The following is an 11,910-nucleotide window of genomic DNA, read 5'->3' as shown; positions in this document are numbered from 1 at the left end:
TATTTATGCAGATTTACGTGAATTCACGCGCCCCTGAACAACGGCCTTAATATTGCCCTTCGCGTAATTTAAAAACACAATTAAAGGCGATAGTTTTGGATTTGGTTTTTTACCCTGCCCAATTGCTTTAAATTGTGCTGCGTACCAAATGATTTCCATAATTGCCATTTTATCGACAAAAGGTAAACCTGTTTTAATTGGTTTTACGGCGTAGCGAACATCTTGGCCTGCGATTAAACGGTCAGTTAAATCTGTTTCAACTGCAAGTGGACGAGCAATACCAATAAAGTCACATGCACCACTTGCCAAAGCAGCATTCATGCCTTCGACCGTACGGAAGCCGCCTGTCACCATAAGCTTACATTTAACATGCTGACGGATTTTTTCAGCAAAATCTAGAAAGTATGCTTCACGTGCAATAGTACTTGCCTTACGTTTATCAGCTTTGGCACCAGCCATTGCAGGTGCTTCGTAAGTTCCACCTGAAATTTCAATTAAGTCGATCCCTGCTTCATCAACGGCTTTAAATACCGAAATTACATCTTCTTCGCTAATACCACCACGCTGGAAGTCAGCAGAGTTAAGCTTCACTGAAATAATAAAATTCTCTGAAGTTGCTTCACGTACCGCTTTATAAACTTCTAGTAAAAAGCGAGTACGGTTTTCAACTGAACCTCCCCACTGGTCTGTACGTTTATTGGTTAATGGTGATAAAAACTGGCTAATTAAATACCCATGTGCACCATGTAACTGTACTCCTTCAAAACCTGCCTTTTCACAAATACGAGCAGCGTTCGCAAAACGTTTAATAATATCCAAAATTTCTTCATGCGTAAGAGCACGTGGAGTGCCAAACATAGTCGCTAAAGCTGGACTAAAAGGAACTGCTGAAGGTGCAACTGTTTCTTTATTTAAGCCTTTAGGGCACTGACGACCTGGGTGAGACAATTGAATAAGCTGTACCATTCCATATTGTTTACCGACCGCTGCCCATTCTTTTAAACGCTCTAGGTCACGCTCAGTTTCAATCACCACCACGCCTGGTTCGTTTTTGGCTTCGAAATTGACCATGACGTTCCCAGTAATCGCACAGCCTAAACCACCTTTAGCCCATGCACCATACAAGCCCAAATGTAAGTCATTTGGCTGCCCCTCATAGTTTGCAAGTGCCTCACTCATTGCACCTTTAATAATCCGGTTTTTAAATGTGGTATTTCGAATTGTGATTGGTTGTGCAATCTGGCTCATGGTTAACCTCTTTTAATACTTTAGAGCAATTACTCTAATTTAGATGAGTTATAGGTCATGTCAAGGGAAAATCGATAACTGACAATAGCACATGTCAAATTTAAAAAGTATAGAGAAATGCAACTTTTTGCATTAAAAATTTAAATAATATTTATGCTTATAAAACACAAACTTATTTAAACAAATTAAAGACTTGCCGTAATTAACTGCTTAGTATATTCAGTTTTAGGGTCATTAAATAACTGTTCAGTCGGCTGATATTCAACAACTTTTGCATGCCGTAATACCATCACTTTATGACACAGTGCTTTGACCACATTTAAATCATGACTAATAAAAATATAGCTGAGGTGCTCTGTTTGTTGTAAACGTCGCAATAATTGAATCATGGCTTTTTGCGTGGTTCGATCTAAGGCGGACGTTGGCTCATCTAAAATTAAAAGTTTAGGTTGAACCACTAAAGCTCGTGCTAGAGCAACGCGTTGACGTTGTCCACCCGAAAGCTCGTGCGGATAGCGATGTTGAAAGTCTTCAGCCAACTCAACTTTTACCAAAGCAGATTCAACTTGCTGTTTGATCTCGTTATCAGCCACTGCTTTCACTTTTAAACCTTCAGCAATAATCTGCCCTACTGTCATACGCGGGTTTAAACTACCAAATGGGTCTTGGAAAACAATCTGTAAGTCTGACCTGATCTTACGTAAAGCTTTTTGTTCTAGACGGTTTATATTTTGCTCTAGAAAATTAATCTGCCCCTCACTTTTCAGTAATCGAACCAGAGCTAAAGCCAATGAAGATTTTCCAGATCCGCTTTCACCTACAATGCCTAATGCTTCGCCTTGATTAAGCTCAAAATTTATATTTTCGACCGCTTTGGTATAACCCTGAATTCGGTTAAAGAAACCACGTCGTATTGGATATTTAACATTGAGTTGTTGAACAGATAAAATCTTATGACTGGGGGAAAGTGGTTCAGCAAAACCAAGATCATGTTCTAACAATTGCTTAGTATAAATTGACGCAGGATTTTCAAAAATCTGTTGAAGCTGACCTTGCTCTACCACTTGCCCTTTGTCTAATACAATCAGCTCATCGGCATAACGGCGTACCAAATTTAAATCATGGCTAATTAAAATCAGCGCCATGCCATATTTGGTTTGCAAAGATTTTAATAGTTCTAAAATTTGCGTCTGTAAAATCACATCAAGCGCAGTAGTTGGTTCATCTGCAATTAAAATCTTAGGTTGAAGTGCTAGTGCAGCCGCAATCATGATCCTTTGTTTTTGTCCACCTGAAAGCTCATGCGGATAACGTTTTAAAATGTGCTCAGGATTAGCAATTCCTACATCTTTTAATAATTGAATTACCTGCTGCTGAGCTTTCGGTTTTGACCAACCTTGTAGAATAAAATGTTCACCGACAATTTTTTCAACCCGATGCAATGGGTTTAAAGCCGTAGAAGGCTCCTGAAAAATCATGGCAATTTGGCGGCCACGTATATGTGTTTTTGTCTTTTCATCTGTTTCTAAAATATTTTTTGAATCAATAATAATACGACCAGATATTTTTAATTTTTCTGGTAATAATCCCATCATCGCCAAACAGCTTATTGTTTTACCTGAACCGCTCTCACCTACAATTGCAAGCGTATCACCAGCTTGTAAGTGTAAATTGAGACCCTCCAATAAAGTCTGATCTTGCGTAGATATTGAAAGGTTTTCTATTTTTAGCAAGGTAGTATCAGAGTTCAATTTATTTTCTTGGGTCAAATGCATCGCGTGCCGCCTCCCCAATATAAATTAATAATGACAACACGAAAGCAAGGCTAAAAAATCCTGATAAAGCCAACCAGGGTGCATCCAAGTTATTTTTACCTTGTAGCAATAATTCACCTAAGGAAGCTGCATCTGGCGGTAAGCCATAGCCCAAGAAATCGAGTGCTGTTAAAGCAATAATATTGGTGGTCAAAATAAAAGGTAATTGCGACAGACTAGAGTTTATGGCATTTGGCAAAATGTGCTTAAAGATAATTCCACTATCATTTACACCCAAAGCCTGAGCCGCACGCACATAGTCAAGTTGACGCGCTTTTAAAAATTCGGCACGGACAATTCCTACAAGTACGGTCCAGCTAAAGAACAGCATAATAAAAAATAGCCAATATACATTTGGGGTAAACATGCTGACCAAAATCATGACCATAAACAGCATGGGTAAACCATTCCAGACTTCTACCAGTCGTTGTCCCAGCAGATCGACCCAGCCACCATAGTAGCCTTGTATAGCACCCACAAAAATGCCTAGTAGTGCTGCACAAGCTGTTAAAACTAAACCAAAAAGTAATGAAACTCTAAGTCCATAAAGAATACGTGCCAATACGTCTCGCCCTTGGTCATCTGTTCCTAACCAGTTCTGCTTAGAAGGTGGCGATGGCACAGGTACAGCTAAGTCTAAATTAGGTGTCTGATAAGAAAATTGAATGAGCGGCCAAATCGCCCAACCTTTATGGTTAATAAGTTCTTGTACAGCAGGGTCTTTATAATCTGCTTCTGTTTCAAACACACCACCAAAAGTGGTTTCGGGATATGTTCTAACGACAGGCAAATAATAAGCATCCTCATATTTCACCAACAATGGTTTGTCGTTAGCAATGAGTTCAGCACCCAAGGACATCACTAAAATGAGGCTAAACAAGATAAAGCTTGCCCACCCTAATTTATGTTGCCTAAACTTTTGCAGCCGTGACTGCACAATAAAAGACATTATTTGCCTCCTTGTGCATCAAAGTGAATACGTGGATCAATCCATTGATACAGCACATCGCAAATAAGACGTAAAAGCAGGCTAAAAAGCGTGAAGAAAAACAATACGCCAAAAATAACCGGATAGTCTCGCTGAACAATTGCTTCAAAGCCTAATAAGCCAACACCATCTAGATGAAAAATAATTTCAATAAAAAGATTTCCCACAAAGAAAATGCCTGCTAAAGCCTCTGGCAATCCAGCAAGAACCACTAAAATGGCATTACGAAATACATGTTTATATAAGACTTGCTGGCCATCTAAACCTTTTGCATAAGCTGCCAAGACATAAGGTTTATTGAGTTCTTCTAAAAATGAATATTTGGTTAGATAAGTTAGGCTAGCAAAACCACCCAACACCATGGTAATAAGCGGCAACGTCATGTGCCATAAGTAGTCCGTAATTTTTCCGAAAAGACTTAATTGATGAAAATTATCCGACACGAGATTTTGCAATGGAAACCAGTGAAAATATGATCCACCTGCAAAGAAAACGATAAGTAATATAGCAAAGACAAAACTTGGTACTGCGTAACCTACTACAAGTAATAGAGAGGTAGAACGATCAAACCATGTACCTTGTTGTTTGGCTTTTTTAATACCAAGCGGAATTGAAATAAGATAAATCAGCAAAGTGCTCCATAGCCCAATCGAGATCGATACAGGCATTTTTTCCAAAAGCAGCTCAACTACTGATTTATCTTTAAAAAAGCTTTGTCCAAAGTCCAAAGTCAAATAGCCTTTTAACATCAGTAAAAAACGTTCTACTGGAGGATGGTCAAAACCGTACTGTGCTTTAATTTGCTCAACCATTTCAGGGCTTAATCCTTTAGCGCCCTGATAATACATTTCAGTACCTAATATACGCCCTGCTCCTAAGCCACTTTCTACCTCATGGATTGCTTGTTCTACAGGTCCACCCGGCGCAATTTGCACGACCACAAAGTTGATCAATAAAATAATGAACAATGTTGGAATCATTAAAAGAAGTCGCTTCAGAATATATGAACCCATATAACAGGATTTCCTTTAGGTACGTGCTTTTATTGTTGATGTAAATATTGGGCAACTTTTTTGGCTTGGTTTGGATTACTCCACCAATACTCTATACCAGCAGAGAGCACGGGTTTCACTTTAGGTTGCTGATACATATTCCAGTATGCATACCAATAATCACCTTTTCCATAAGTCGGAATTTGGTAATACCCTGCGCGAAGTAATCGATCAAGAACATGAGTATAGGTAATTTGCTGTTCACGGTCTTTAGCAGTGACCAGTTTTGAAATGACTTCATCAATAACCGGATTACGAATACCAGCATAGTTATAGTTGCCATCTTGAATGGCTGCTGCGCTACCCCAGAACTGAGCCTGTTCATTGCCCGGATTTAAAGATTGCGGCAAATTCATGGTGGTCATGTCAAAGTCATAACGGCGTGTACGTTCTAAATATTGTGGCGCATCGACTTGCCGTAAATTAATATTAATTCCTAATTTTTTTAAATTTCTTACAAATGGCATGAGTGTTCGTTGTTTGCCATCTTGCTGAATAAGAAACTCAATTTGTACAGGCTTGCCTTCGGGCGTATATAACTGCCCTTCTTTAATTTTATAGCCTGCCTGAATAAGTAATTGTCTGGCAGTTAATAAGTTTTGACGGTTAAAACCACTAGCGTCCGAAACTGGATATTTCCAGTCTGCCAAGACAGCGTTTTGCATGACTGGAGAAAGCTTTGGTAATAAAGGCTTTAGTATGGCCAGTTCATTCTTTGCAGGATGACCTGTTGCTGCCAACTCACTATTTTCAAAATAACTTTGTAGTCGTTGATATTGTCCATAAAACAAAGCTTTATTCTGCCATTCAAAATCATAGGCATAGGTTAAGGCTTGTCTAAAGCGAATATCGTTTAAAGGTTTGCGCCGTGTGTTAAATACATAACTTTCGGTTGCAATCGGGTTATGGTGTCTAAATTTATATAGAGTGACTAAACCTGCTTTTACCGCTGGAAACTTGTAGTCAGTGACCCATTTTTTAGGATTAGTTTCTTCATGCAAGGTATATTGCCCAGATTTAAAACCTTCGAATGCAATATCCCAATTTCGGTAATAAACATATTTTAATTGGTCGAAGTTATAGCGTCCTTTATTAATAGGCAAATCTTTTGCCCAATAATTCGGGGTTCGTTTATAGCTAATACTACGTCCAGCATCAATCTTCTCAACCACATACGGCCCTGAACCTACAATAGGTTGCAAGGTAATACGGGTAAAGTCACGGTTCATCCAATCTGCTTTTGAGTAAATCGGCAAGCTCGCCACAACAAATGGCATTTTAGGATTATGACTAGACTTAAAGGTGAATTTAACTTGATGTGGATTGATCACTTCTGTTTTTGCTAAGTCTGCAAGATACATTTGTAGACCAAAATTAGATTTAGTCTGATACGTATCAAAACTAAATTTTACATCTGCTGCTGTTAAAGGCTGTCCATTACTAAAGCGAGCTTTGGGATTTAAATAGAAAGTAACGGATTGGGTTCTTTCTGGGTCATACGAAACTTTCTCGGCTAAAAGTGGATATAAAACCCCAACTTCATCGAGTGACTGAGTCATTAAGGTATCAAAAAGATAATTTACACCTTCTGTCGCGTTTCCCTTCCCATTCATGCTGTTTAAGTTATCAAAAGTCCCTTGCGCAGCCCGACTCAACACTCCACCTTTAGGTGCATTTGGGTTGGCATAAGGCATAGCAGCCATTGCAAGGTATTTAGGCTTAGAATGAATTGCGATATAAGGCGTGATTTGCTGTGCAGAGAATACAACTTGTGAAAAAACACTGAGCCCGACTAGCAGGCTCAGTTGAGAATATAACTTTTGCATAAAGTTCTAATTATTCTATAAATTAGGCACTTTAATGATATCGCCAATACGTAATTGAGTCGACGGTGTTAAGTTGTTGAGTTCCGCCAATAAAGTGGTTTCTAGACCATATTTACTCGCAAGACCAATTAAGGTGTCGCCACGTTTGACTTTATATTCCACTACAGTTTTTGGAATCACAATATTTTGACCGCGCTGTAGGTTAGCATTTGCTTTTAATGCATTCATTTCAGCAAGTTCACGAACTGAAATACCTGCACGACTCGCAATCGCATTTAACGACTCACCAGCTTTAACCGTATACTTTTCAGTATTTTTGCCTGCTGCAACAGGTTTAGCTGATGATTTTGCTGTATCAGCTTTCGCTGTTTCTACAGTAGGTACATCACCTGTTAACTTTAAATGCTGACCGACACGCACACTGCTGTTACGAGACAAGCCATTTAATGCAGTCAGATAATCTAACTGTAAATGATAACGGCTGGCGATGCTTCGTAAGTTATCACCAGATTTAACAGTATAAGTATCTGGTGTTTCTTCTTTGGCATTTTTAGTCGTAGCCTTGCTCGGTGTTTCAACCTCACCTGTCAATTTTAAACGCTGACCAGCACGAACACCTGCTGTGCGAGATAAACCGTTTAAATCAGCCAAATAACTTGTTTGCAAGTTATATTTAGCTGCAATCGCATGCAAACTATCGCCTGACTGCACAACATAGTGGTCTGGAACACTTACGCCTGCAGGTACTTTCAAGTTTTGACCAAGCTGTACATGGCTACTCGCTTTTAAGTTATTCAGTTCTGCAAGTTCGGCTAAACTAATTTTAGACTTGGTCGCAATACTCGATAAGGTATCACCACGCTGTACTTTATAACTTTCGGTCTTATACGACGGACCTGCTGCAAGTTTTTCATATTTCCCAGAAGCTTTGTTGTCATCAGATTCATCAACAGCAGCAACTTCTTTTGCAGGTACATTAATTTTCTGACCAGCCATTAAATTACTACCAGCTGACAACCCTGGTGTTAGCTCTGCCAATTCCTGATTAGATAATGCATAACGATCTGCAATTAACTTCAAATACTCGCCGCGTTTAACTGTATAGCTCTTTGTTGCAATACGACGTGTACTTGCCTGAACAGCTTTAGGCTCTGCCTTAGCAGAATTACGGTTGCCTTTAGGCTCTTTCAAATGCAGCTTTTGACCAACAAATAAGCCATCACTGACAGATAAATCGTTATATTCAGCAAGCTGTTTTACTGACAAATTAAATTGATTTGCCACACCTGTTAAACTGTCATTTGCTTGAACAACATATACATCAGGTTTAGCTGCTGATTTTGTCGTAGACTCAACCTCTTGCGGTTTAGCATCATACAAATACAGGCTAGTTCCTACAAATAGAGTCTTTTCAGGATCAATCTGGTTCCATTTGGCAACATCACGCCAGTTGACCCCATTTTTCATTGCGATAATCGCTAATGTATCGCCCGGTTGTACGGTATAGGTACTACGCTTACCTTTAGGCTGTACAACAACAACATCGGTATCAGTTTTAATATAAGGCTTATCTTTATTACGCTGTGCTTCTTCAGAGTTTGCAACGCTTGCGTCTTCAGTTAAAGTTTTCGGATAAGCAAAACCTTTACTTAACTCTTTACCTTGTTGTTCAGCAACCGACAGGCTCGTCTGAATCGCAGTTAACTTAATTTTGCCATCGTAAGGATCAACAATTTCGGTACCTTGCGGTGCAATTGCCTTTAACTCAGCAACCACTTGATCTTTTTCAGCTTGAGTGGCCTGTGGCTGTAAAGCTTGCTCAACGGTTTCCTTCTCACCTTCAGCACGAACCGCCGCTAAAATTTTCTCACGCTCAACTGCTGAAATTGGTGGTTCTGTTCTTACTGGCTTAACATTGGTTGCAGGTGTTACTGCAACTGGAATACGAGGTGCACTTGGCACATCCGCGGATGCTGCAAAAGCAGCTAAAGCATCAGAACCACGCGGCGTTGAACCTTTTACAGTTACAGAGCTGCTGGTTGTTTTAGCAGGTGTCGTTGGTCTTACAGGCTGAACCTGAGTCGCTGGTGTCGTTTTAATTGTGACTGAACTTGAAGGACTGGTTGTCGGTTTAGACGGCGAAGTGACATTTGCCCACCAACCTGAACCACCACCCGCTTTCATTCCTTTCAATTTATTATCAACGGATGGACTTACATCAGCCGGAATTAAAATACGCATTGGGCTTGCAGGGTCTACTGTTTCACCACGATAGCCTGGGTTTAATGCATATAACTCGGCACGACTAAGACCACTGACCGAAGCAATTTCATTTAAAGATAACGGCGCAGATAATGTCACTTCACGGAAATGGGGTCTGTTCGCAATTGGCGGTAATGAAACCCCGTAAGCACGTGGATTTTTAATAATTTGTGCAACTGCCAAGAAACGTGGAACATAGTTCATAGTTTCTTGTGGAAGTTTTAATGACCAGTAGTCCGTTGGTAAGCCAGCAGCTTGGTTACGGTTAATCGCCTGTTGGATACGGCCCGGACCAGCGTTATAAGCTGCCAAAGCCAATTCCCATGAACCAAACTGGTTATATAAGCTTCCTAAGAACTCATATGCAGCACGTGTAGACTCAACAACATCACGACGTCCATCGTACATACCAGTTTGTTGTAAACCATAAATACGACCAGTACTTGGAATGAACTGCCATAAACCAGCTGCTGCCGCACTACTTGTTGCAGCAGGGTCATATGAACTCTCAATTACCGGTAATAACGCAAGTTCAGTTGGAAGACCACGGCGTTCTGCTTCTTTAACAGTATGATATAAATAACGACTTGCGCGAGCACTTAAACGGTCAAGGTAGGGCTGACGTGAAATAAACCAACTACGCTGCGCTTCAATACGCGGATCCCAGTGATCGAGGTCCATTTTGAAGCCCACAGCCATACGCTTCCAAACGTCACCGTGTTTTAAAATAAGTAAACGATCACCCTCTACAGCACGCATATCTGTTGCTGAAAGTAAATCTTCTAACGAGTCTAGACTGCTTGCATCAAGATAGCCTGCTCCACTGACCTGTTTTGTTTTCGAGGTTTTTGCAGATTGCGGAGTCGAAGAGCAGCCTGTTGTAATACCCAACGCAGCTAAAGCAGAGCTAAGTACTGTAATTTTGAATAATGATGCTGCAGATGGCTGCCACACAAATGTGGTTGGTTTATACATAAAAACTTCCAAACAACTCGCGTAATATTTCTTGGGGTCTGCCCACAAACCCTAGGTCTTCGATGCCATTGTAGTAAAGCATGCAAGATAGACAAGGCAATAATTTAATGTCATTTGCATGGAAATGTTACAAGAAATTAAAAAAAGCTTGCTTTGTAACGATGGAACCGAACTTTTTGCGTATACAATACACCATATTCAGTTCTTTTTCTTTCAGTTTAGGTTTCGATTTATGTCTCAAACAATCACACTGTATGTTGATGGTGCATGTCGTGGCAATCCCGGTTTAGGCGGTTGGGGTGCATATGTCATTACCGAACAGGGTGAACATAAATTATTTGGCGGCGAACCCGACACAACCAATAACCGCATGGAGCTTATGGCTGCTATTGAGGGCGTTTCTTTTTGCCCTCCTGATGCACAATTAATTATCTGGACCGACTCAAATTATGTAAAGCAAGGCATTACAGAATGGATTCATGGCTGGAAAAAGAAAAATTGGAAAGATGTTAAAAATCCTGACCTATGGCAAAAACTTGATGCTGTTTGCTCAGGTAGAAATATTGAGTGGAATTGGATTAAAGGCCATGCAGGACATCCTGGCAATGAAATGGCAGACCAACTTGCAAATTTAGGTGCAGATAAAACTGCTCAAGAGCTCAAGCAACCACAGTCTGTCGCTGCACCGCAAGATATAAAAAAGCCTGAACAGGACTGGTTGCTAGATGATCCTTTTGGATTTGATCTGGTTGAAACAACCGAAGATGAAGATGTCGCTCTTGAACCATCACAAGAAGTTGAGATGATTACTGTAGACGAAGAAGTAAATGAAGTTGAAGCTGTAGAGCAAGAAACAAAGCAGCAAAGTAGCAACATTCATCCACAGATTGTACTTACAGAAGCAAAGCTTAAATTGCAAGGCCCTCGTCAGCTCATTCTCGATACTGAAACAACTGGTTTCTATTTCCAAGATGGCGACCGCATTATTGAAGTCGGCGCAATCGAAATGATTAACCGTAAGCTTACGGGTAGTTCGATTCACATTTATATTAACCCTGAAAAACCAGTGGGCGATTCAGAAAACATTCACGGTATCAGTGATGATTTCTTAAAAGATAAACCGCTCTATGCAGATATTGCTGATACTTTGTTTGAGTATCTAAAAGGCGCAGAAATTATCGCTCATAACGCAACCTTCGATATGAACTTCCTCGATATGGAGTTTAGACGTGTTGGGTTACCTGCTCTTTCAGAAGTTTGTGAAGTTACCGATACCTTAGCTTTAGCCAAAAATAAGCATCCTGGACAGAAAAACTCACTTGATGCCTTAGTTAGACGTTATGAAATTCCAGCGCGTGACCGTACTTTCCACGGTGCGTTACTCGATGCTGAAATTCTTTCTGATGTTTACTTGGCAATGACCGGTGGTCAAGTTTCCTTTGATATGGATGCTTTATCACAAAGTGAAATTGACCAGCAAAAAACCACTAAAGCTAGAGTTCAAATTGATTTACCCGTTATTTACCCTTCAGATGAAGAGTTGAACATACATGAGACTTGGGTCAAAGAATTTGAGAAAAAACATGGAGAACCTTGCCTTTTTGCAAAATAAATTTTTGATTCTCTAGTGTTTTTTTAGTTTCCCCTTTTGCAAGTTAAGTTATATTAGTCGTATAGATTTTTAGCTCAAAATATTGAGCCATGACGAATATAACAATTGATTTTTTTTGCAAAGGGGAATTTTT

At 39.9% G+C, this 11,910-nt stretch carries 7 protein-coding genes; 1 reads left to right on the top strand and 6 read right to left on the bottom strand.

What is annotated here, in order from left to right:
- Positions 1-3 precede the first annotated feature (3 nt).
- The 6 genes from ACH8JV_RS15050 to ACH8JV_RS15025 form a co-directional block, all read right to left on the bottom strand.
- Positions 4-1,248: an NADH:flavin oxidoreductase/NADH oxidase family protein gene (locus tag ACH8JV_RS15050; protein ID WP_272402362.1), complete on the bottom strand. Its 1,245-nt coding sequence runs from the start codon at positions 1,246-1,248 to the stop codon at positions 4-6.
- Positions 1,249-1,433: 185 nt separating this feature from the next.
- Entirely contained in the window at positions 1,434-3,023 is a 1,590-nt protein-coding gene (locus ACH8JV_RS15045; protein ID WP_396522172.1) for an ABC transporter ATP-binding protein, read from the bottom strand.
- Entirely contained in the window at positions 3,001-4,011 is a 1,011-nt protein-coding gene (locus ACH8JV_RS15040; RefSeq protein ID WP_396522170.1) for an ABC transporter permease, read from the bottom strand. Before ACH8JV_RS15040 ends, ACH8JV_RS15045 begins: the two co-directional genes overlap by 23 nt.
- Positions 4,011-5,063, bottom strand: coding sequence for a microcin C ABC transporter permease YejB (gene yejB / locus ACH8JV_RS15035; RefSeq protein ID WP_396522168.1), 1,053 nt, complete (start codon positions 5,061-5,063; stop codon positions 4,011-4,013). Before yejB ends, ACH8JV_RS15040 begins: the two co-directional genes overlap by 1 nt.
- Before the next feature lie 29 nt (positions 5,064-5,092).
- A complete protein-coding gene (locus tag ACH8JV_RS15030) occupies positions 5,093-6,928 on the bottom strand; it encodes an extracellular solute-binding protein (RefSeq protein WP_396522166.1) in 1,836 nt (611 codons plus the stop codon).
- 15 nt (positions 6,929-6,943) lie between these two features.
- Positions 6,944-10,165, bottom strand: coding sequence for a LysM peptidoglycan-binding domain-containing protein (locus ACH8JV_RS15025; RefSeq protein WP_396522164.1), 3,222 nt, complete (start codon positions 10,163-10,165; stop codon positions 6,944-6,946).
- 232 nt (positions 10,166-10,397) lie between these two features.
- Between ACH8JV_RS15025 and dnaQ the strand changes: the two genes are divergently transcribed.
- Positions 10,398-11,777, top strand: a complete 1,380-nt coding sequence (gene dnaQ, locus ACH8JV_RS15020; RefSeq protein WP_396522162.1) for a DNA polymerase III subunit epsilon — start codon at positions 10,398-10,400, stop codon at positions 11,775-11,777.
- The last annotated feature ends 133 nt before the right edge of the window (positions 11,778-11,910 follow it).

Origin of the sequence: Acinetobacter sp. ABJ_C5_2, assembly GCF_044538485.1 — a bacterium.
Classification (GTDB): Bacteria; Pseudomonadota; Gammaproteobacteria; order Pseudomonadales; family Moraxellaceae; genus Acinetobacter; species Acinetobacter nosocomialis_A.
The sequence above is the reverse complement of the archived record's forward strand: the minus strand, read 5'-3'. Positions and strand labels throughout refer to the sequence as shown.

Bases quoted from the DNA above. Each gene is read 5' to 3' on its own strand.
- yejB (WP_396522168.1), bottom strand. From the start codon at position 5,063: ATGGGTTCATATATTCTGAAGCGACTTCTTTTAATGATTCCAACATTG.
- ACH8JV_RS15045 (WP_396522172.1), bottom strand. From the start codon at position 3,023: ATGCATTTGACCCAAGAAAATAAATTGAACTCTGATACTACCTTGCTA.
- ACH8JV_RS15050 (WP_272402362.1), bottom strand. From the start codon at position 1,248: ATGAGCCAGATTGCACAACCAATCACAATTCGAAATACCACATTTAAA.
- ACH8JV_RS15030 (WP_396522166.1), bottom strand. From the start codon at position 6,928: ATGCAAAAGTTATATTCTCAACTGAGCCTGCTAGTCGGGCTCAGTGTT.
- ACH8JV_RS15040 (WP_396522170.1), bottom strand. From the start codon at position 4,011: ATGTCTTTTATTGTGCAGTCACGGCTGCAAAAGTTTAGGCAACATAAA.
- ACH8JV_RS15025 (WP_396522164.1), bottom strand. From the start codon at position 10,165: ATGTATAAACCAACCACATTTGTGTGGCAGCCATCTGCAGCATCATTA.
- dnaQ (WP_396522162.1), top strand. From the start codon at position 10,398: ATGTCTCAAACAATCACACTGTATGTTGATGGTGCATGTCGTGGCAAT.